Below are 23,144 nucleotides of genomic sequence, written 5' to 3' on the forward strand. Positions count from 1 at the left end.
GGTTGTTATTTGGCCGTTTTTTTGTTGTCAGGGTGCCTAGGACAATCGTCGCAATACTTTCTTGAATCGCACTTATAAACGAGGCAGCAACTGACTCTGATCAGTTTTAGCATTCCTGAATGGATATCGACCTTAAGGCTGTCTAAATGACTTTCAGGCAATTGGCATGCTTCTAACCAAAGCTTAGCTTGCCCAGTGATATAATCATTAGTCAGGCTTGGCTCGTGCTGCTGAAGTTTTATCAAACTGCCTAACAATAGATCGGCCAATAAATGATTGGTAAATCCTGGGCGAATACGTGTCCATTCACTTATCTGACTGCGATAAAATTCAGTCAATGTAAGAATGGCTTCTCCAGCCTGTGGGATAAGCTCTTCAGGCGAACCATGCTGATGATCACCATTAAAAAAGCGATAGCCAGTAATGAACTCTTTGTATCTAAACTGACCGATGTTCTTGATATCGGGTAGCGAATGAAGCCCATAGATAGAAATGAAAGTCACATAGATAGGCTGCCAGCACACGAGATCCCACGTACGCGTTAACCAATACGCTTTGCCTGCTTCAGGGTGGCTTTGCGCAAGCCCATCGTAAACTCGTTTGAGTTCTTTATGGCTATTCTCATTTGTTACCGCAATGCTTTTGCTATTAAGTGCCCCAAAGCTTCCGCTTAAATACGGGGTAACTTCTTTTGAGTAAGCGAAGATTTTCTGATGTAGAGACGGGGCTTTCCGACGAGTGATAATATTGTGCAGTTGGGGAAGCATCTTAAATCAATAAATGAGAATCAGTTGCGTTATCATAACGGACATAATCGAGGATAACCATACAAAATGGAGCATCTACTCGGTGCTTTTGACGTTTTTGAGATTTATAAAGTGTGGGCAGGCTGTACATTTTTAAGTGATAAAAGCCTTTTTAAATGATAAAACTATTGGTGAACCTAATCTTTTGCTACTGACTATAGAGAATATGAAAGCTTGAATATGAACACACCAGCATTTGATCGTATCAGCCGCGTTCTGGCTTATATCCATGCGAACTTAAGCTCGACATTATCGCTAGAAGATATTGCGAAACAAAGCTGTTGGTCTCGCTGGCAACTGCAAAGAGTGTTTCAAGCTGAAACCGGGCTTACTGTGGCTAACTATGTGAGAGAGCTAAAGCTGAGTCAGGCTGCCGAAGAGCTACTTGATGGAAGAGAGCGTGTCATTGATGTTGCACTCGGGCTGGGATTCAACTCAGAAATCAGTTTTAGTCGTTCCTTTAAGCAGATGTTTGGGGCAAGCCCAAGCCAATATAGAAAAGCGGGCAAAAGAGTTGGGCTAAGAAAGCCGATACAAGTATCTGAAACCGTGAGTACAGAAGAGAAAGGCGCTCTGAGTTTTGTTGAGGTTCGCATTGACGAAAAAGAGTCGTTTCTTGTTAAAGGCATGACATCAGAAATCAGCGGCTTGTTTTCACTAACACAAGATTTTGCAGAGAAAGTCCCTCAACTTTGGTCTCGCTTGGAACAGGAAGTTACGATTCCAAATGATAATGTGCTTCAGTTTATTGGCGTCGTTGATCTTACTCAGTCTTGTTTCGATGGCACCAACATCCACTATTGGGCTGGTGTTGAGCTTCACGACGGAATTTCCATCCCGCAATTACCAAGCATTATCTCTGATAAATTGAAGGTGCTGACCATCCCTAAGCAAACTTATGCTGTGGTTAAGCATTGTGGGCCGATTGAAAACTTGCGACATACCTTGAGCTGGTTTGTGCTTAACTGGCTGCCGAGTTCTGGTTATCGTGGTGTCGATGGCTTTGAACTCGAAGTGTACCCATTTGGCTATCAAGCCCATGCATCAGATGCTGAAATGGAGTACTGGGTTCCTATTATTAAATCGTAATCATATCCCCACGAAACCTCTTTCTGTAAACCTCCCACTGAATAAGGTCAATTGTGTTTTTAATCAGCAATTGGCCGATTTTCATTAAAATTAGGCCAAGTTCTTTTTTAATTTGCACCAAATTGTTAATTATCCCATCTCTAGATACATACAATGCAAATGAGATTTATTATTATTTATATTAAGCATTGGTACCGAGGGAATCATGACCACTCACACTCGTTTTAAGTATTCATCATTGGCAGTAGCGTTGCTCACTGCATTTTCAGCGCAAGCGTTGGCGGAAGAAACCGTTACAGCGGCAGACTCGAATATCGAGACTGTTACTATTATGGGTAAAGCCTATCGTAATACAGCGACTAAGTCGGCACTTGAACCAGAAGAGACGCCTCAAGGTATTACGGTTATTGATGAAGAACAGTTAGAGCAACGAGGTGTGAAGTCCCTCAACCAAGCGCTTAGATACGCGCCGGGTGTTGTTACCGAGCAGAAGGGCGCATCCGTAACAATGTACGATACGTTCTCTATTCGTGGCTTTAGCAATAACCAAAGTTACTACGATGGTTTGGTGCTTCCGTTCCTAACTGGTTGGAACCTGCAACCTCAGATAGACCCTATAGCGATTCAGCAAGTAGAGGTGTTTAAAGGCCCTACGTCTGTGTTGTATGGATCGATGCCACCGGGTGGTATGGTCAATATGATCGCGAAGGCACCACAAGAAGACGGGTCTACAAAAGTTGGTGTATCTACAGGTTCACGAAATCTAATGGAAGCCTCAATTGATACTTCAGGTCAGCTTGGCGACAGTGATTTTTCATATCGTTTAGTTGCTCTCGCTCGTAAACAAGACAGCCAAGTCGATAACGCAGAAGAAGAGCGTTATGTGATTGCTCCATCGTTAGATTGGCAGGTCTCTGATAGAACACTTATTAACTTCAATCTTTACTATCAGAATGATCCGTCGATGGGTACTAACTCTGCAATGCCGCTTGAAGTGCTGAAGGCAAGTGATCCATCTGTGTCCATGGGCGACAAGAACTGGAGTACCTTTGAACGTGAAGTCTTGATGTTAGGCTATAAGATCAATCATCAAATCAACGATAATTGGACTTTCCTTCAGAACGCTCGTTATACCGATGCGTCTCTGTATCAGGAGAATACTTACCACACCGCGACTAATTTCAATCCTGCCACAGGCAGTTTAATCCGAAATGCTTACAGTACAGATGAGGATTCACAGAGCTTTGTTATCGATAACCAAGTTTCAGGCCGCGTCGAAATTAGTGGCTTAGAGCACAATTTACTATTCGGTGTCGACTACCTAAAGCTAACAGGTGATTCTCTGTACAAAGAATTCACTGCGAATGCGGGCTTCTATGGGTTTGATGCTTACAATCCGAACAATGACCTTTTAGATAAAAGCCAGCTTCAAGAGAACTACCGAGAATCTCACGACATTACGACCGAGCAGCTAGGATTATATTTCCAAGACCAAGTTCGCTACGACGCACTGGTTCTGCTGGCTGGTGGTCGTTACGACATGTTCAAGGCAAGCGATGATAAAAATAGCTCTTATCCAACTTATGATGGAAAAGAAGAAGCCGATCATAACCAGTTCTCTTATCGTGTAGGTGCCTTGTATGAGTTAGATAATGGTATTTCTCCGTTTGTAAGCTACGCGACGAGCTTTGAGCCGGCGGCAGGTACTGATATTAATGGTAACTCTTTAAAACCTCAGCTAGGTGAACAGGTCGAGTTGGGTATCAAATACCTGTCTCCAGATATGTCGCAACAAGTTACGGCTTCTTACTTCCATATAACTAAGAAAGACTCAATTGCAGCAGATCCATCAGATCCGACATATCGCTCTAAGATTCAGTTAGGTGAAGTACGTTCTCAAGGTGTGGAAGTCGAAGGCCGATGGTTTGTAACGGAAGATTGGGATGTGAACGCGAGCTATACATACGTCGATATGGAAGTAACGGAAGATGCAAACCCTGATCTTGAAGGAACGACACCAATATACGTACCGACACACGCTGCGAATTTGTGGAGTAATTACTATGTGTACGGTGGTGCTTTAGCAGGTACGCGTTGGAGTGCTGGCGCTCGTTACATGGGTGAGATGGAAATGGATGCGACAAATACTCAAGGCAAAGTACCGTCTTATACGGTTGTCGATTTATCCCTGGGTTACGACTTAGGTGAGGCGAGCGACACACTATCTGGTGCAACGGCTAACTTGATGGTTAACAACCTGTTTAATGAAGAGTACTACACCTGTTACGACCAATCGAACTGTTGGTTCGGTGCTGAGCAGTCTGTAGAGCTAAGCGTGAACTATGAGTTCTAACTAAGTTAGTGTATCCAATTTAAAGCAGCCTAGTTAAGGCTGCTTTTGTCGTTTGAAGAAATATAGAATTTAGATTGAGTAGGCAAAGATATGAGCTTAAAACCAATAGCTTCCCATTTTTCTAAAGCAAAGAACTTGAATACAAAACTCGCGTTATCCATCTTAGCGAGTACGTTATCGTTTAATGTAATGGCGGATTATCAAGTCGAAGATAGCGAGGGTGTTAAAACCCTTGAAACCCAACCGATTAGAGTCGCGGCGCTGAACTGGGATATTGCTGAACAAGTGATTGAACTCGGCGTTACACCAGTCGCAGTGCCCGATATTGCAGGTTATACCGATTGGGTTGTTCAACCTGCCATTCCAGAAGGTGTGGCGGATATTGGCACTCGAACTGAGCCTAATTTTTCTGCTTTGAAGAAGCTAAACCCTGATGTGATTCTTATCGCTTCTCCTCAGAAAGATCTTCAGGAGCGACTTTCTGAAATTGCGCCCGTACTTTACTACCAAACGTACAGTGAACAACACAGCAATGCAGCGGCTGCTATCGAGAACTTCAAAAAGATAGGTCAATTGCTTGGCAAAGAAGAGCAAGCGAACAATAAACTGGCTGCGATGGATGAACGTATCGCTGTTCTAAAAGCTGAACTAGATAAAGCGTATCCGGGCGACAAGCCGAAAGTCACCTCTTTCCGTTTTGCGAGTACAACTTCTGTGTTTATCTACGGCGATAACTCGATTCCGCAATATGCTCTTGAACAGTTAGGTTTTGAAAATGCGATGGATCTTCCTGCGAGTCAGTGGGGCATCAGTCAAAAGCGTATGACCGAGCTTAAGAACGTCAAGGGTGGCATTGCGCTTTACTTTGAACCTTTCCCATATCCAGACAAGTTAGACCGTTCTCCGGTTTGGAAGAGCATGCCTTTCGTTCGTAATGGTCAATCTAGCCCAGTAGCGGCAAGTTGGAGTTACGGCGGTGCCATGTCGATTTTGTATAACGCTGAAGCTATGGCGCAATCGCTGCTGACGCTAGCGGAGTAGTAATGAAATCCAGTAGTTTTATGATGGGGGTTGCGTTGTTTTGTGCTGCCCTTGTTCATTTATGGTTAGGGCAGTCGGAATTTGGCCCTATTGGTGAGTTGCTTCAACAAGTCTCACAGATCAGTGACAGCGCGACATTCAACTCAATGGTCGATGAATCATTCGAGCTGATGGCGTTAATTTATGTCAACTTACCTCGTTTGGTGATGGCGATTTTGGTTGGTGGAACACTTGGCACCATCGGTAGCTTGTTTCAACAACTGACGCAGAATCGCATGATGTCGCCGCTAACCTTAGGTACATCGTCAGGTGCATGGCTTGGTCTGGTTATTCTGAATGTGATCGCGCCGATGTTGGTCGCTCAGTATTCAGTTTGGTTTGCTCTAGTTGGTGCGCTGCTTGCGATGGGGCTGATTGTTTCGATTGTTGGAATCAAAAACATGAGCGGCTTGCCAATTGTATTGGCGGGTATGGCGGTCAACTTGTTGCTAGGGGCATTTGCGACGGCGATTATTCTGCTCAACGATCAGTACGCACAAAATCTGTTTGTGTGGGGAGCGGGTGACCTCGGGCAAAATGGCTGGGAACAAGTACTTTGGCTGATGCCTAAGCTGCTGCCGATTTTTGTCATATTCTTATTGGCGCCAAGAGTCCTGACTTTGCTCTCGATCGGGACTGAAGGGGCTGCGGCGCGTGGCCTTAATATCGGTGCGACCTTCTTTGTGTTGATGGCGGTGGGAGTCTGGTTGGCTTCAGTATCTATTACCTCGGTAGGCGTGATCAGCTTTATCGGCTTGATTGCCCCTAATATCGCAAGGCATCTAGGTTTTCTAAAGGCCAAACCTGAACTCATCGCAAGCTGTGTATTAGGTGCGCTATTACTCTGTGTCACCGACAGCTTGGCGATCTTCTTGGCGCAATGGTCTTTGGATATGATTCCAACAGGGACGGCAACTGCGGTGATTGGTGCTCCTGCGTTGATCATTATTGCGAGAAAGCAAATGTCTGCTCAAGATCAGTTGTTTTTCTCAATGCCTAAAGGTCCGAAGTCTATTTCATCTTTGGCTTACTTCTTGTTGGGCTCGATGATCTTCGGGTTGTTGGCGTTGAGTACATTGTCACAGCCTTCTTCTGATATGGGCTACTTTGTTATCCCAGACGCATTTGAATGGTCTATTCGTTGGCCGAGAATGTTAACGGCGATATTCGCTGGTGGCGGTTTGGCGGTGGCTGGGGTGATTTTACAAAGATTGGTCTATAACCCGCTCGCAAGCCCTGACATTCTTGGTGTGTCGGCGGGTGCGGTTCTAGCTTTGATTTTCAGCAGCTTGTTTATGGGATATTCGATTCACTCATTGAGCCCTTGGATTGCTTTCTTAGGTAGTGCGATTGCACTGTGTTTATTGCTACTCCTTGGCAAGAAGCATCAGTTTGCACCTTCGATCTTGATTCTCACAGGTATTTCATTAACCGCAGTTTTGGAAGCTTTGGTGCAATTCTCTTTAACGCGAGTGGGTGAGGGGAAATACACATTATTGGCTTGGTTAGCCGGCTCTACTTACCGTGTGGAGCCTGAGTCAGCCACTATAATGGCTGTCGTGGTAACGGCTTGTATTGGTGTTGCTCTGTTACTGAGCCGTTGGGTGACCTTAATTGCTACTGGACGTCAGTTCGCGAGTGCCAGAGGGCTGAATATCAATATCGCCTATGTGGCACTGTTGTGTATTGTTGCGATCTTATGTTCGGTCGTGACAACCACCATGGGGCCTGTCGCGTTTGTCGGCTTGTTAGGTCCGCATATCGCTGCAATGGTGGGGGCTCGTTTGGTTCGAGAGCAGATCATCTTGTCGTTTTTGATTGGTGCAGCATTGATGCTATTTGCCGATTGGCTAGGGCAAGTGGTGGTGTTCCCAGCGCAGCTTGCAGCAGGGACGTTAGTTTCCATTATTGGTGGCAGTTACTTCATATTCTTGCTGTTAAAGTCTCGAAGGTCGTAGAGACAGTGTTACCTATTTAATGAAATGTTAAGCAGAATATTAAGGCAGTGGTAGAACGATCTACCACTGCTTTTTTGCTTTCGGCGTTGGAAGTGAGTGGAGTGCCGAGATCGTGTAGACGATAAAATGAACAACACAGCTCTCGCTTCTTAATGTGCAAGTTTGGCATATGTTAATAAAATGTATAACCTAAAGGTCTGACCACTTAATTGAGTAGCCCACATGACCGATCTCTCTCGCATTACTTGCTCCATTGATGAAAACCAAATCGCGACCGTGGCATTAAATCGCCCTGACAAACTGAACGCCATTGATATGGCGATGTTTCAGGGCGTCAATGACATGATTAGGAACCTAAAAAAGAACACCGAAATTCGCGCGGTGATAGTGAAAGGTAATGGGGCTGATTTTTGTTCAGGGCTCGATATTAAGTCTCTGTTGACCAGTAAATCTGGCGCGATGAAGCTTTTGTTTAAATGGTTACCGACACTGCCAAACGCTGCTCAACATTTCTCTCTTGGTTGGCGAGATATTCCGTGTCCCGTTATTTTTGCGATTCACGGACGCTGTTGGGGAGGTGGGCTTCAACTCGTCAGCGGTGGTGATTTTAGAATTGCTAGCCCAGACGCAAATTTCTCTATTTTAGAAGCGAAGTGGGGGTTGATTCCAGACATGGGAGGCGCCATCGCATTTCGTGAACTGATGCGTAAGGATCATACGTTAGAAATGGCAATGACGGCCAAGGTGATCGACAGTGAAACAGCAAAAGATTATGGGCTGGTAACCAAGATTTCCGAAGACCCTTACGCTGAAGCTTATGCGTTAGCGCTTGAGTGTGCGAATCGGTCGCCAGATGTTGTCGCTGCTAATAAGAAACTCTACAACAAGACTTGGTGGTCAAGCCCTGGCATGGCCGTGTTTTATGAGACCTGGTATCAGATAAAGGTGGGGTTAGGCAAGAATAGAGCAATCGCTGCTCAACGTGAAATCAACCGCGACAAACCACGTCCATACGTCGCGAGAAAGTTCAAATAGCGTTTGTACAGGAATAACGGATATTCCATTTGCTTATGGGGCTTTGCGGTAACCTTAGAGCAATTTAATGTCTAAGGCTAAATGAGCAATCTGATGAACAAAACTTTTACTTACTCGCTAGCTGCCACCGCAATTTTTACAAGTTTAAATGCTTTCGCAAGTGGTCTATTTTTACAAGAAGCTGTCGTCGCCAATGCTGGTACTACCGGCGCCGGGGACGGTGTTTATACTCGCTCTGCTGCTGCAATGTGGACGAACCCTGCCACCATGTCTCATATGGGCGAAAGCAAAACGACCATCAATACCATGGCGTTTGATCTTGAGATGCAATATCAAGACAACCAAGATTCTAGCGGTGATGGTAAAGGGCACTCAGTGCTTCCTTCATTTGGTGCGTTTCATGCACATCAAGTAACAGACAAACTGCACCTTGGCATTGCGCTTGGCGCTGTCGGTGGCTCAAGCCTAGATTACGGTAGTGAATGGGCGGGTGCTGCACTTCTAGAAGATATTACTCTAACTGCAATGCAAGTGAACCCATCACTCAGTTATAAGCTGAATGACCAGTGGTCAGTAGGCGCAGGTGTTCAATTCAGTTGGGCTGCGTTTCAACAAACAACGTCGGCATTCACGGCAAAACAAGACACTGATTGGGCCTACGGCTATAACCTAGGTGTAATGTACACACCAACAGACAAGCTCAAATTAGGCGCAAGTTACCGCTCGAAACTAGAGCATGAGTTTAACAATGAGTTAAAAGGCTCCTTACCTGGTAGTAATCGTTCTTTATCTACAGATATTGCGTTACCTGAGATTGTCGATGTCAGTGCTAGCTACGCTTTGAACCAACAGCTTGACCTATTGACGAGCATTCAGTTCCACCGTTGGAGCGCGTGGGACGAGACAGTATTAGACTTTGGTGCATCAGTTGGTGGTAACCCTGTAGGCGGAATTCCAATTAAGCGTGATTGGGATGATGTGTGGAAGTTTGCTTTGGGTGCTGACTACCAACTTAACTCAGACTGGCGTCTAAAAGCGGGCTTCTCTTACGAAACATCGCCACAGGACGACCCGTCAATGCAGTGGGTTGACCTCCCTGTAGGCGAACAGTATCGCTATTCGGTAGGCGCTTCAACGTATTGGGATGATATTTTAATTGATGTGTTCTACGAATACGCGGATTTGGGTTCGGTTGAAATGGATCGTTTAATGGTTGATGGCTCTTTCGATGGCCGTATCCACTTCGTTGGCGTTAGCGCGACTTTCTAATGACAAAACATAATCTATTCATTGTTGCTGCGGTAACACTAGGTTCAACTGGTGCTTTTGCTGAAGAAAAGCATCCAGATGACCCGACTAAAATCGTGACCAAAGCCGGCGTTGCTTATAACGAAGAGCTTAAGTTCTCAGGCTCTATCGGGCTTGATGAAGCTCGAATGATCAATGCTCGTGTCAACGCGGACGGCGAAGAGTGGCGAGTGGGTGGTTCATGGTTATTACCGTTGGGTATCGTCAATTTCAACTTTAGCCGCTCTGAATACGACAACGATGCTTATAAGAATAACTACAGTATCGGGACATTTGTTCCGTTGAGTTATTTTGATATTGAGCCGTTCGGATGGCAAATCTTCCCGATGGCTGGCTACAGCTATAACGATGGTGAAGTGGCGGTGTTCGATGATGATAACGTTGGCTCTGACTATGTATTGATGCCGAGTTCAACACACGGTGGCTACATTGGTGCGTTTGGTTTAAAAACGATTACGGATGAATGGTCTATCATGGGCTTCGGTGGCGGTTCAATGGGGTCTGATGATTACTCCGGCTATTGGGCTGGCGTCGGCGCAAGCTACAAATTGAGTGATGCTCAATCATTCAACTTCTTCACTATTTTTGCTGAGGACGATTTCGGTGAAAATAACAGTGTCGGTGCATCGTATACTTACGAATTTAACTAGCTAAATTTAAGGCCCCATGTTCGTAATATTTGAACATGAGGCCTTTATTAATTTTTGTGTTAGTTGCTTTTCAGCGACTGCTCTTTTATTACTTAGCTGCTTGAGAACACAGTGCTTCGTAACGTGCAACGTAGCTTTGCATTACCGTATTCATCGCATCTGTGATGTTTGAGTATTGCGCTTCTTCGAGGTTCGCAAGAGAGACTCGTAGCGACCAAGTTGGTGCATCAAAACCTGCCCCTGGCATTACAATTACACCATGCTCTTCTGCAAGACGAACCAAGAAGTCTAGCGGTTCGTAGGTTTCTTCTAACCAAGAGAAGAAGCCCTCGCTGTGAATTGTTTGAGCGATTTCTTTCAGGTCAATCTCTACATAATAAAACGCACCTGTTTTATCGCCTTCAGCAATGGTTGGCGTTGCTAGGTTTTTCTGCATCAAAGTATTGTATCGACGACGTACAATCTGCTTAGCCAAGCGCTTGTATTCTTCACCACCTTGCATCAATGACAACAACGAGAACATCGCCATTTGGATTTGCTGAGGTGTTGAAAGGCCAGCAGTATGGTTCAGTGCAACAGCACGGCTGTCTGCCACCAAACGGTCAATAAATTTAATCTTACTCGGTTCAAGGGAAATGCCTTGGTATCGTGCTGTTAATGTGTCTCTGGTTTGCTCCGGGAGGTCTGCAATCATACGGTCGAAGTTATTGTCTTCGTGAACGCCAATTACGCCTAAACGCCAACCTGTTGCACCAAAATACTTAGAGTACGAGTACACAAGAATTGTGTTCTTCGGAGCAAGCATCGCTAATGAAGTGAAGTTATCTGCAAAGGTGCCATAAACATCATCAGTCAGTAAGATGAGCTCAGGACGACGGTTAGCAATTTCTGCGATCTTGAAGAGTGTCTCGTCACTTAGTCTTACCGATGCTGGGTTACTAGGGTTCACCAAGAAGAACGCTTTCACGCTTGGATCGTTTAATTTCTCTAATTCAGAATCAGGGATCTGCCACGCTGATTCTTCTGTTGCCATGATTTCCACTTTGTTTAGTGAATAATCTTCAAGCTCTGGCATCTCGATGTAAGGCGTGAAAATTGGTGCGCCAATCGCAATCGTGTCGCCTTTGTTTAATAAGCGGTTGCTCTTCAATGTATTGAAGATGTAGACCATTGCTGCGGTACCACCTTCAACTGCAAACAAGTCAAATTTGCCAGCAGGTAGCGGTTGAGAGCCTGCCATTTCTTGCTCGATGTATTTACGAGCAATAAGTTCTGAATACTTGAGCATACGATCAGGCACTGGGTAATTGTTACCTAGAATACCTTCAACCCATTCATCAATAAGTGCATCACCGTCTACTTGGTACTGCTCGGTGATGAATTGGAAAGCTTCGATCAAGAACTGAACACCTTCTTGATCTTCATGTTTTTCACAAAACTGAAGAAAGCGCAGGCTAATATCTTGTTGAATTCCCATACCACCAAAGCCTTCATACCCGGAGAAGTTCGATTTTGACTCTTCAAGTGCAAACATACCTAATTGGAAGAAGGCTTCACGTGGTGCTGTTGCAACCCAGTTTGGGTTACCACGACCAGCATTGATCATCGATTTTTCATGTGTGTTTTGCGCAAGGTCGATCAGTGTGTTTTTGATTTCAAATGGGCTTAGTGTTTCTAGGCGTTTTTCATCTGTGCGTTTCATAGTAATTTCTCTTCTCGTTAATTTAAAAATTAAATTTGTTAATATCCAATTATTTTGAATATATAAGTTAGGTAACTTCTCTGAGTCGTTAGCCTGATAGGCTAGCGACTGTATTAAGTCATTGATTAATAATCTGAATGTTCAATTGTCTGATTCAGCGTTCAGGTTTTGATTACGATATTTTGGTAATTAGGTTGATAATGATCGGACCCCATAAGGTGAGGAAGATATTGGCAACCGCATAAGTCATCGTGAAACTTGGCACTGGTGTGCTGTTTTGTGTTTTTTCTAGTAGCGATGCGAATGCAGGGTTTGCACTGCGGCTACCGGCTACAACCGCTAGGGCTTCAACTGGGTTTTTGATTTTCAACACGTAGTAGTTGAATAGGAACGTTAGGATCTGAGGAATCAGGGTCACTAACACGCCAAGTAACAGCAGCGTTACGCCATTTTGTTTGATGGCTGTTAGCGCAGGAGCACCTGCATTGATACCAACCACCGCAACAAATACCGCTAGGCCAAATGTCTGCATGAAATTAGCAGCGCCGTGGTTAATACTGCCTAAGCGTGGAGTGCGCATTCTTAGATAACCCACAAGCAGACCGGAAACCAGACAACCTAAACCTGAACCCAGAGCGATATGAGAGCCACCAATGGTGAAGCCGATTTCGCCGATGAGGTAACCCAGAACCATACCGAACGACATGGTTACGAAGTCAGTTACACTCCCGAGTGGGCTGTTGTAACCGATTTTTTTGACTACTTTAGCCAGGTCTTCTTTTTGACCGACAAGGGTAATCTCGTCACCTAAGTGCAACTCTGTTTCAGGCAGTGTTGAGATGTCGTGTCCCATACGTGACAGTTGAGCGATATAAACGCCGCGGCGAATACGTGCATTGGTTTCGTCGTGAAGCCTACGCAGAGTAATACCGGCCAATTTCTTATTGGTGAGTACGACTTTTTGTTGTGTATGAACTACGTTGTTTTCTTCGCTGAATTCCCCCAGTTCAACACCAAGTGACGTCACTTTGGGAAAGGCTTGAGTTAACCCCGTTAGATAAACTTTGTCGCCTGCCGCTAAGATAGGGTTGCTTGCAATATCTAAAGTGGAATCGGTATTTTCGTTGATGCGATAGATCGCTTCGATGGTGAGATCAGCATTGAAGGCTTCTTCTAGTTCAACCACACTTTTGCCAATAAACATTGAGTTCGCAGTTACTTGGTAAGCGCGTGAAGATACTCGGTTTAAAGCAGTAAACTCACCTTCGTTTAATTGCTTGCTGCCAGAGCCCATCTGTTCAGCGAGTTTTTTCGCTTCTTTGGTGATGTTCCAGCCCATAACCATAGGGATAATAGACATCATCAAAATTGGGCCCAGTGAGCCGAAGATGTAAGTGATTGAGTAACCAACAGCCACGTTTGTTTTAAGCGTTGAGGTTACATCTGGAGCCAGGTTTAGTTGGTCAATCGCGTTACCCGCAGTACCAATGATCGCCGATTGTGTTAAGCCACCAGCCGCCAGACCAGCTGCTAAGCCTTTGTCTAGCCCTGCCCATTTAGCGAGAAGAACGACCGTGATTAATCCGATAAACGTCATCACAAAGGATGCGAATAAACGGGTTAACGATGAAAGGCGGAATGATGAGAAAAACTGCGGACCGCCGTTGTAACCCACCATAAAAATAAATAAAGCAAAGAAGATACTTTTCACTTCATTAGAAATTGCGATTCCACCAATTTGTCCAAGTGCAACGGCTACCAGAAGTGAACCAGCAATACCGCCAAGTTCAAATTTACCTATTTTGATTTTGCCAATTAGGTAACCAAGACCTAATGAGAGAAAAAGAGCTATGAATGGATAGTCTCTTAATTGTTCAATTATAAATGACATAGTAAACCCTTGATGGAACATCATGTTAATAACTCGACGTTCCAATTTTTAGATATGTTTTATTTAAAGTGGCGTTTCATTATTAACGCCACTTAGACAATCATAGTGCTTAAGAACTTTGCTTTTTATGGTGTAAGCGTGATGATTTCTTATGTGCGTGCGTTTTATCTTTATGGTGCTTATTGTGGTGACCATCTGGATGATGATTAACTAAATGTTTGTGACCTTCAGGTTCTCCGCCATGAGGGTGACCAGAATGAGATGGTTGATGCTCTCTATATTCTAAATGGTCTTTATTATGTTTATGGTCGACATCTTCTCCATATACACGTTTCATTTTTTCTTTAATCGCTACTTTTGTATGGTGTGCTTGATTAGACATATTTATCTCGGTTAGTTGTTTAAGGAACGAGGAGGATTATATCTGTTTGTGGCTAAGATAAATCACGTGGTAATAAAATAGACATAAAGAATGAAAATGATTTTTACTTGATTATTTTGTATTAAGTTATTGTATTTGTTTGTTTTATTTTTATTTTATATAGGCTGAATACGATGTTATGGGAGTTTTATTTATTGGAGGTGGCGAACGTTAGAATGGCCGGACTTTAAACACGAGGTGAACACATGAGTAAATATAAAGGCGTTATCGTCGGGTCAGCTCTATTTATATTGTTATCTTTTGTCTTTGGCTTTCATTATGTGAAAGGCGAAGTTATCAAAGAAAAACTAGCAAGTTTTAAATTACCAGCGACTTCAGTAACAACACAAAAAGTAAATAAAGAAGTGTGGAATGAAAGTTTACAGGTGATTGGTAATATCCATGCTAACCAATCAATCAATGTTTCGAGTCAAATGTCAGGGCAAGTAAAAGAAGTGCTTTTTAATTCGGGTCAGTATGTAAATAAAGGTGATGTGTTGATACAGCTTGATGATGCTCTATTGAAATCTAATTATAAAAGCCAGTTGTCGAAATTGGAATTAGCAAGAGTTGAATTAGTGAGAAACAAAAAGCTATTAAGAAATAACAGCGTATCTCAAAATTCGGTTGATAAGCTTACTGCTCAATTTAATTCGGAATCTGCAAAGCTTGACTACATTGCTACTCAGATTGAATACATGAAAGTAAAAGCACCATTTTCTGGCAATGTGGGAATTAGAAAAATTGATGTGGGTGATTTTATTAATTCAAGCACCGAGATTGTAGACCTAGAAGATAGCTCTAAACAGTTTGTCGATTTCTCTATTTCGGAGCTTTACCTTCATGACGTTCAAGTAGGGCAGACGTTACAGTTTGAATCTGATGCCGCTAATGATGAAGAGTTTCATGCAACGATTTCAGCGATTGAACCGAGTTCAGACGCGAGTACACATAACATCGAACTGCGCGCGGTAACGACAGAACCAGTGCCGTTGGAATCGGGCATGTACGTCGATGCGACATTAACGACATCAGAATCAAACACCGTGATCAGTGTGCCTTCAGTGGCGATCAGCTACACATTGTCTGGCGATACAGTATTTGTTTTGGACCTAGCAACTAAGGCTGTAAGTCAGCACTCAAGTGATACACCTTTCTATGAGTATAAGGTGGTGCAACGCACCGTTGAGGTTGGCCCAAAACAAGACGGGTATGTAGGGATCCTTTCTGGATTAACAGAAGGGGATGTAGTGGTGACGTCGAATCAGCACCAACTCAAAAATGGCGGTTTGGTGCTGGTTAATAATCAACGACCACTCGTTACCGATACCAAGAAAAGTAACTAGGATACTCCCATGACATTTACTGATGTATTTATCAAACGCCCCGTTTTGGCGACGGTATTGAGCCTTGTGTTGTTGGTCTTGGGTTTAAAAGCCTTTACCTCTCTACAAGTTCGCCAGTACCCAGAAATTGAAACCGGCGTTATTACGATCACAACAAGCTACCCAGGTGCCAGTGCATCCAGTGTACAAGGTTATGTAACGCAGCCGCTTCAGGCCGAGATCGCTCAAACAGCAGGCATTGATTACATGACATCGGATAGTGCCTTGGGTAAGTCCGTGATTACCGTGTATTTGAAGCTGGGTTATCCGTCGGACGGTGCGTTGACTGAAATTCTGTCTCTGGTACAGCAAGTGAAGTACAAGCTTCCTTCTGGTGTTCTAGACCCGAGTATCCTTAAGTCGACATCGCAATCACCGATCTTATATGTCTCATTCTCGAGTGACACGTTGAAAACTGAACAGGTGTCAGATTACGTAAGCCGAGTTGTGAAACCGACCTTTTCAACGGTAGAAGGGGTGTCGAAAGTTGATATTTTAGGTCAAGAAGACTTTGCGATGCGTATTTGGCTGAAACCTCAAAAGCTTGCTTCGTATGGTTTAACAGCGACTGACGTACAAAACGCTTTGCGTTCAAACAACATTGTGAGTGCGGCGGGTAAATTGCAGAGCCCTTATATCGAAGTTGATATTAACGCCCACACAGACTCTAGCTCCGTTGCTGACTTTAAAAACATGTCGTTGAAAACACACGATGGCCAATTGGTGCATTTAAAAGACGTGGCGACCGTCGAGTTAGGGGCGACAAATTATGATTCAGATGTTTTGTTTAACGGTGTCACAACGGTTGCAACCGCGATCAGTAACACGGCGACGTCTAACCCATTAACGGTAGTGCAGGGGATCTATGAATTACTGCCACAGATAAAAGCAAGTTTACCTGACGGTATCAAAGCCAATGTTATTTATGACTCGACCAAGTTCATCGAGACATCGATTGATGAAGTAGCAAAAACGCTGATGGAAGCGGCTCTGATTGTTGTGATTGTTATCTTTGCGTTCTTAGGTTCGATGCGAGCAATGTTAATTCCACTCGTAACGATTCCGCTGTCACTGATAGGGTCAATGTTCTTCATGTTAAGCATGGGTTTCAGCATTAACTTGCTGACGCTATTGGCGATGGTATTAGCAATTTCTTTGGTGGTTGATGATGCAATTGTAGTGGTGGAGAACACATTCCGTCACCTAGAGGATGGCACGAGCCCAGTTAAAGCAGCCATGGACAGCGCACGTGAGATCGCGGGGTCGATTATTGCGATGACCATTACATTGGCGGCGGTATACGCACCAATCGGTTTCATGGGTGGCTTAACCGGCAAGCTGTTTACAGAGTTTGCGTTTACCTTGGCGGGTTCGGTTCTGATCTCTGGGTTTATTGCTTTAACACTGACACCAATGATGTGTTCAAAAATCCTAAACAAGTCTGTTTTAGATGGAAAACTGGTTAAGAAAATCGATGCAGTTATTGCAGGTGTAACCGAGCAATACCGTAAGGTTCTAGAGCATGTACTGAATAACCGAGTGTACATTTGGCCAGTTGTTGGCACGTTATTGGTAAGCCTAGTGTTCATGTTTATGAATACCGCATCCGAGCTTGCTCCTGAAGAAGATCAGGGCGTAATGATTGTAATGGGGCAAGGGCCAGCACAAGCGAACACGGACTATATACGTCACTTTACTCCAGCATTGACTGAAGCGATTTCAGATAATGATGAAGTACAAATGACCATGTTGGATAACGGCTATATGCACAACAACGCTTTCTTTGGCCTAGGTGTATTGAAAGATTGGGATTCACGCGAAGCAACGGCGAAAGAGGTGATGCAACGCTTCGAGAAACAGAGTTCTGTATTACCAGGCTTGCAGGTGTATACCTTCTCTCCACCGGATCTACCAGGAACGCCACAGGGCTTGCCATTCCAGATGGTACTGAAGACACCAACGGGTTCGTATCAAGATCTTTACCAGTACGCAGAGAAATTGAAAGAGTACGCACAGAAGAGCGGTAAGTTTATCTATGTTCAAAATGACCTTAACTTCAACAAACCACAGGTAGAGATAGAGATAGACCGCGACAAAGCCGCGCAAATGAACGTGAGTGCGCAAGATATCGGTACGGTATTGTCTCGCTTCATCAGTGAAGGGTTCGTCAACTACTTCTCGATGGATCAGCGTAGCTATCAGGTGATCACTCAAGTTCCGAACGAGAATCGTAACTCTTGGGATGATTTGAAGAACTACCACGTACGATCGAATACTGGTGAGATGGTACCGCTGGCTTCGTTAATTGAAATTAGCGAATCTGTTCAGCCATCAAAAGTGGATCAATTTCAGCAGCTAAACAGCGCAATGATTGAAGCGAAAATGATGCCGGGTGTCAGTATTGGTGAAGCGTACAAAGTAATGGAAGAGGGAGCCGCGAAGATTCTGCCTACGTCGTACAGTACAGATACATCAGGTCAGCTTCGTCAGTTCTTACAAGAAGGTTCTTCGTTGGTAACAACGTTCTTCCTAGCTTTGGTGATCATCTACTTGGTACTGGCTGCGCAGTTCGAAAGCTTGCGTGACCCATTGGTGGTATTAACCAGTGTTCCATTATCGATTTTTGGTGCTTTGATGCCGCTCTACTTAGGCATTGATACGCTCAACATATACACCGAGGTGGGCTTGGTGACCTTAATCGGATTGATCAGTAAGCACGGTATCTTGATTGTGGAGTTCGCGAACCAGATGCAGCAGGAGCTGAAATGCAGTCGTCGCGAAGCTGCCATCCGTTCGGCAACGGTTCGCATGCGACCAGTGTTGATGACAACGGCAGCGATGGTGGTTGGTGTTGTACCACTGCTAATGGCATCGGGCGCAGGCGCACAAAGTCGATTCTCGATTGGCTTGGTGATTACGGTCGGTATGTCGGTAGGTACATTGTTCACCTTGTTCGTTGTACCAACCATCTACACCTACTTGGCTGCGGATCACCGCGGACAAGAAGCCTAATTCAATAGTTAACGCTTATGTCTAAACCGTGTTGTGAAAATCACCGTTTAGATATAAGCAGCCGCAAGGCACAACAACGGTTAAACATAAGCAACCGTTAAACGTAAACAAACAACGACTCAACAGTGAATAGCGCCATAATCGCGCTTCACTGCTGAACGAAATTTAACTAATACACATTTAATCTGTACGAATTTAATTTATGAGCCTTATCGCTTAGGGATTCGTGCACTCAAAATTCAGAAAATTAGAGGTTCACATGAAACTACATTACTTATTCCCACTACTTGCTTTGTTCACTGTTGGCTGTTCAAGCACGATGCCAAATAAGCAAGAAATTCAAAGCGTCGACTCAGAGCATTACTTCGTTGATAGCCAGTTTGATGATGATATGGCGGGGATGTCATGGATTGCAAAAGACAGCGGCACGCATTATTTCAACCAGTTTAAATTTGAAACGGTAGGCATCAAAAAAGCGGGCATAGATAACCGAGTATCGAAAGAGGTACAAACGCAATTCAAAGCTGAACTTGTCAAAAAAATGGATGAAAAGCTGGCACATAAATTACAAGGTTACTCGAACGTAATTTTGGACAATAAGGTGCTCGATATTAGCGTGATGCTGTATGGCATTGATGACATTCCAGAAGACATGCGAGTGACCGAGTTTATTCCAGTGGGCACTGTGATTGGTGCTGTTAAATACGCAGCGGGTACGCGAGATCGCTCGATTCGCATGCTAGCGAGTGTTGATCTGAAAGATCATGAGTCTGCTGAGCTGATTGGCCGCCGTATCTTTGTCGTGAATGACAACGGTGTTCTAGAGAATGAAAAATCTGAGATTACCGTAGCCATGTTGGATAAGAATATTGACCAAATTACTCAGCAAGCTGTCGACTTCGCTTTCGAGGTCGCTTACTTAAATAAAAAAGAAGACTAAGGCTATCGAGATAGCTTGATTACAGCTACAGCAGTGAACGTATTGGTGTCGGTCTTCTACTGATCAACGCTTTGTAACTGTTGCTCGTTAAGCTTGCTTCAATAAATCGTTTCTGTAGCGAATAGCATCTCAAACAGCCTGTATCGAAAACAAAACAGACCGCCGATGATTGGCGGTCTGTTTTCATATCAGCATAGATAGAGCGAAGATTTAGTTGTTATTGAAGGCGCAACTCGTTTTTTTTCATAACCACCGACACTAAGTCCTTGATGGGTTGTTATAAATATTGACTTTAATAGTGAGACTTATTCGCATTTATTGATCTTGATGAAAGAACCGATTAGATTGTCCGGCTAGAATCAGCAAGTACATGATTATTTTGAGGTGTTTATGAGTACAGTTGTTGTATGGGGAGCGGGAAGTGGTTTAGGTGCGGCAATCGTTGAGCACTTCCATCTACAAGGTCATGACGTCGTGGCGGTCGCGAGAAATCCAGACAAAAATGCTCGCTTGCAAGAGCTGGGTATTAAAACACTGCGTTGTGATGCAACAATCCAAGAACAAGTAGAGCGCACTGTGGCTGAGTTGCCGAAATCTGCACTCGTGGTCTCCAGCATGGGTAGCTTTACCGCTGAAGTACCGGTTGACTACATTGGTCATCGTTATCTTATTAATGCGTTGGAGCAAAACGGTATTGCTCGATTTTTGTTGGTGACATCATTAGGTTGCGGTGATTCGTGGCAGTACCTATCTGAACGCTCGAAGAGAGGGTTTGGTGCTGCGGTTCGTGAAAAAACACTGGCCGAATCTTGGCTAACGTCCAGTACTTTAGATTACACAATCTTGCGACCGGGTGGCTTGTTGGATGGTAAAACCACAGGTAACGGAGAATTATCACAACAAGTCGAAGTGCATGGCGTGATATACCAACAAGAAGTGGCGCGTCTTATCGAAACCTTGCTAGCCAACAGCGCGAGCATTGGTCAAGTTTACCAGTGTGTGGATCCGACGGTGACATACGGTTAGAACGCCTCCTTATTCGCTGGCTGATAAAGCAGTTAGATGATTCATAAAGCCGTTCACTGATAATGAACGGCTTTTTCTTATACTAGTGTGACCCTACCTTAATCTAGATTAAGTTTTCCTTGTCTTATTCTCTGTACTATCCGCATAAATCAACGCCCATTCAGTAATGGACAAAAGAGAGTCACTTTGTGAAAAAGAAGTGGTTCTCTTTTGTCTTTTAAAATGGGCAAACATAATAAAAGATTTAATGAGGATAAGACTTGAGCACTTTGTTTACAGAAACCCGCATCGGCACCATGACATTGAAGAACCGCTTTATGCGAAGCGCGACGTGGGAAAATATGGCAACAGAAGATGGCCATATGACAGACAAGCTTTACGCTATCTATGAAGAGTTAGCTCAAGGTGAAGTCGGCCTGATCGTGACGGGCTATGCCAACATCGTCGAAGAAGAGAAGCCTAATGCAGGCATGATGGGCATGTATAACGACTCGTTTATCGAAGAGTATCAAAAGCTCACTCAATTGGTTCATGACAACGACTCTAAAATCGTCATGCAATTGGCATACGGTGGCACAAAGACCACGCATGATCTTGGCGAACGAGTGATCTTTGCACCAAGTGAAGTTCCTGAAAAAGGGACTCAAACACTGGGTAAAGCGATGACCAAAGACGAAATTGATTACATTGTTGATGCCTTTGCTCAAGCGTCATTGAGAGCACAAAAATCAGGCTTTGATGGTGTTGAGATTCATGCTGCTCACACTTATCTGATTAACCAATTTCTAAGCCCTTATTACAACCAACGTGAAGATGAATACGGCGGTAGTCTAGAGAATCGCATGAGGTTTCTGTTAGAGATCTATACTGCGACACGTAAGTTGGTGGGCGACGACTTCCCAATTTTAGTTAAGCTCACGGCCTCTGAATTCTTTGAAGGTGGTGTTACCTTCGATGAAACACGTCTCGTGTGCAAAAAGTTAGAAGAAGTGGGTGTTGATGGCATCGTGGTGTCAGGCAACATCCATGGCAAAGCCGACACCATGATTGGCGAATCTCACGATGGATTCACCATTCAAGCTGAAGGTTATTTTCACGAATATGGTCATGCTATCAGCCAAGACGTAAATATTCCGGTGATCACTGTGGGTGGATTGACGGATTTCGATGCCATTGAAGCCATCGCAAATAACACGGGCATTCAATATTTCGCGCTTTCAAGACCGCTGCTTTCTGAACCACATTTGGTTAAGCGTTGGAAAGAAGGGGGCCGAAGCCCTGTTGAGTGCGAAAGATGTTCAAAATGCCGAACTAAACGTGGCAACTTCTGTGTCGTCAATAAAGACAGAAAAGCACAGCTTGCTCGTATGTAGTCGTTGAGCCTAGCTCCAAGAGTAAGCCTAAATTTATAAGCGAGTCTAAGTTTGAGTCGGTGTTAATCACAGACTCAAGCTTGTATTCTACAAAGCGATATTTGAAACCTTATTAATCACATTCCTCTGTCAATTTGGTGCGCATAAACAGGTATAATGCGCCCGTAAATTTTTTAACCGAGTTATCGTTAACAAACCGAGTCTACTGTGAAATTACTTCCCCTCTTAAAGCAACCTCGAATCCACTGACGTCTCTTTAGTTTCTGCGACATTACGATCATTTCAACTGTGACTACACTATTGATGTATTAGGGCACCCAGTGCTACCACGTCAGCGAAGCTGTGCACGTTGAATCTGTATTGTCGAATATATTGATATTTAACTAATAAAGATTAATCAGAGGTAAAAATGCAAAACAAGCATTGGTCTAAATTCGAATTGCTGCATGAAGTAGTCAGCAACCCCAATATTCATATCAAAGGTCAACACAGTTACTACAGCGATTGCTGGGACAACGGCTTTGAAGGTTCAGTTGTCCGTTATCTGCATGGTGATGAAGTCAGTCGTCAGTGGGAACCTCGCTGGGAAATCGATGAACTGTACATCGGTGACTATGTTTGTATCGGGGCTGAAGTGGTGATTCTGATGGGCGGTAACCATACCCACCGAGTCGACTGGTTCTCTTTGTATCCATTTATGGATGTCATCGAAGAAGCTTACATAGGTAAAGGTGATACTCATATCAAAGATGGTGTTTGGCTAGGTATGCGAGCGATGATCATGCCGGGCGTGACCATTGGCGAAGGCGCAGTAGTGGCGGCGAACAGCGTCGTTACAAAAGACGTTGAGCCTTACAGCATTGTCGGCGGTTCTCCAGCTAAAGTTGTTAAATACCGCTTTGATGAGTCTGTTATTGATGAGCTCATCTCAATGAAAATCTACGAGTGGCCAGCAGAGAAGTTTGAATCACTAAGACAATATCTGTGCGATTCAAACATAAAGAGCTTGAAGCAAGCGGTCCTAGATTACGACAACAATAACTAACCAGTATCGTTATCAAACATCTGTTGTCTAACATTTGTTGTCTAACATCCAAAATGATTGGGCTGTTCAG

Annotated in this window: 17 protein-coding genes; 13 read left to right on the forward strand and 4 right to left on the reverse strand. The window is 44.1% G+C overall.

The features are described 5' to 3' along the window. Positions 1-5 precede the first annotated feature (5 nt). On the reverse strand, positions 6-767 hold the full coding sequence (locus AC3CKG_RS22380; RefSeq protein WP_488529393.1) for a siderophore ferric iron reductase: 762 nt from the start codon (positions 765-767) through the stop codon (positions 6-8). Between the two features lie 219 nt (positions 768-986). Here AC3CKG_RS22380 and AC3CKG_RS22385 point away from each other — a divergent pair, with 219 nt between their 5' ends. The 7 genes from AC3CKG_RS22385 to AC3CKG_RS22415 all read left to right on the forward strand — a co-directional run bounded on the left by AC3CKG_RS22385 (position 987) and on the right by AC3CKG_RS22415 (position 10,279). Then, positions 987-1,895, forward strand: coding sequence for an AraC family transcriptional regulator (locus AC3CKG_RS22385; RefSeq protein ID WP_488529394.1), 909 nt, complete (start codon positions 987-989; stop codon positions 1,893-1,895). A gap of 205 nt (positions 1,896-2,100) precedes the next feature. Further along, positions 2,101-4,248: a TonB-dependent siderophore receptor gene (locus tag AC3CKG_RS22390; RefSeq protein WP_102311828.1), complete on the forward strand. Its 2,148-nt coding sequence runs from the start codon at positions 2,101-2,103 to the stop codon at positions 4,246-4,248. A 90-nt stretch (positions 4,249-4,338) separates the two neighbouring features. Continuing rightward, positions 4,339-5,289 carry an iron-siderophore ABC transporter substrate-binding protein gene (locus AC3CKG_RS22395; RefSeq protein ID WP_488529395.1) on the forward strand — a complete coding sequence of 317 codons (951 nt, stop codon included), beginning with the start codon at positions 4,339-4,341 and terminating at the stop codon, positions 5,287-5,289. Between the two features lie 2 nt (positions 5,290-5,291). Then, positions 5,292-7,286 (forward strand): Fe(3+)-hydroxamate ABC transporter permease FhuB, encoded by a 1,995-nt coding sequence (gene fhuB, locus AC3CKG_RS22400; protein WP_488529396.1) that lies wholly within the window; start codon positions 5,292-5,294, stop codon positions 7,284-7,286. Positions 7,287-7,508: 222 nt separating this feature from the next. Next, complete coding sequence (locus tag AC3CKG_RS22405; protein WP_017109451.1) at positions 7,509-8,321, forward strand: crotonase/enoyl-CoA hydratase family protein; 813 nt, start codon at positions 7,509-7,511, stop codon at positions 8,319-8,321. 93 nt (positions 8,322-8,414) lie between these two features. Next, positions 8,415-9,590, forward strand: a complete 1,176-nt coding sequence (locus AC3CKG_RS22410) for an OmpP1/FadL family transporter (RefSeq protein WP_076666636.1) — start codon at positions 8,415-8,417, stop codon at positions 9,588-9,590. Then, positions 9,590-10,279, forward strand: coding sequence for a hypothetical protein (locus AC3CKG_RS22415; RefSeq protein WP_017109453.1), 690 nt, complete (start codon positions 9,590-9,592; stop codon positions 10,277-10,279). The genes AC3CKG_RS22410 and AC3CKG_RS22415 overlap by 1 nt, the downstream gene beginning before the upstream one ends. Before the next feature lie 88 nt (positions 10,280-10,367). Here AC3CKG_RS22415 and AC3CKG_RS22420 read toward each other — a convergent pair whose 3' ends face one another. The 3 genes from AC3CKG_RS22420 to AC3CKG_RS22430 form a co-directional block, all read right to left on the reverse strand. Continuing rightward, a complete protein-coding gene (locus AC3CKG_RS22420) occupies positions 10,368-11,981 on the reverse strand; it encodes a bifunctional aspartate transaminase/aspartate 4-decarboxylase (protein WP_102291313.1) in 1,614 nt (537 codons plus the stop codon). Positions 11,982-12,153: 172 nt separating this feature from the next. Continuing rightward, on the reverse strand, positions 12,154-13,872 hold the full coding sequence (gene aspT, locus AC3CKG_RS22425; protein WP_488529397.1) for an aspartate-alanine antiporter: 1,719 nt from the start codon (positions 13,870-13,872) through the stop codon (positions 12,154-12,156). A gap of 109 nt (positions 13,873-13,981) precedes the next feature. Then, positions 13,982-14,254, reverse strand: a complete 273-nt coding sequence (locus tag AC3CKG_RS22430) for a hypothetical protein (RefSeq protein ID WP_017109456.1) — start codon at positions 14,252-14,254, stop codon at positions 13,982-13,984. A gap of 245 nt (positions 14,255-14,499) precedes the next feature. Between AC3CKG_RS22430 and AC3CKG_RS22435 the strand changes: the two genes are divergently transcribed. The 6 genes from AC3CKG_RS22435 to AC3CKG_RS22460 all read left to right on the forward strand — a co-directional run bounded on the left by AC3CKG_RS22435 (position 14,500) and on the right by AC3CKG_RS22460 (position 23,074). Then, the gene (locus tag AC3CKG_RS22435) at positions 14,500-15,639 is read left to right on the forward strand and encodes an efflux RND transporter periplasmic adaptor subunit (RefSeq protein WP_488529398.1); all 1,140 of its coding nucleotides are present in this window, start codon (positions 14,500-14,502) and stop codon (positions 15,637-15,639) included. Between the two features lie 9 nt (positions 15,640-15,648). After that, positions 15,649-18,690: an efflux RND transporter permease subunit gene (locus AC3CKG_RS22440; RefSeq protein WP_102544336.1), complete on the forward strand. Its 3,042-nt coding sequence runs from the start codon at positions 15,649-15,651 to the stop codon at positions 18,688-18,690. Between the two features lie 259 nt (positions 18,691-18,949). Beyond that, complete coding sequence (locus tag AC3CKG_RS22445) at positions 18,950-19,630, forward strand: DUF3313 family protein (protein ID WP_065104681.1); 681 nt, start codon at positions 18,950-18,952, stop codon at positions 19,628-19,630. 390 nt (positions 19,631-20,020) lie between these two features. Beyond that, positions 20,021-20,656 (forward strand): SDR family NAD(P)-dependent oxidoreductase, encoded by a 636-nt coding sequence (locus AC3CKG_RS22450; protein WP_488529399.1) that lies wholly within the window; start codon positions 20,021-20,023, stop codon positions 20,654-20,656. 260 nt (positions 20,657-20,916) lie between these two features. Next, positions 20,917-22,029 (forward strand): NADH:flavin oxidoreductase, encoded by a 1,113-nt coding sequence (locus tag AC3CKG_RS22455; RefSeq protein ID WP_488529400.1) that lies wholly within the window; start codon positions 20,917-20,919, stop codon positions 22,027-22,029. Between the two features lie 409 nt (positions 22,030-22,438). After that, positions 22,439-23,074 carry a CatB-related O-acetyltransferase gene (locus AC3CKG_RS22460; RefSeq protein WP_488529401.1) on the forward strand — a complete coding sequence of 212 codons (636 nt, stop codon included), beginning with the start codon at positions 22,439-22,441 and terminating at the stop codon, positions 23,072-23,074. Positions 23,075-23,144 lie beyond the last annotated feature (70 nt).

This window comes from Vibrio sp. QJM3NY_15 (assembly GCF_057785995.1).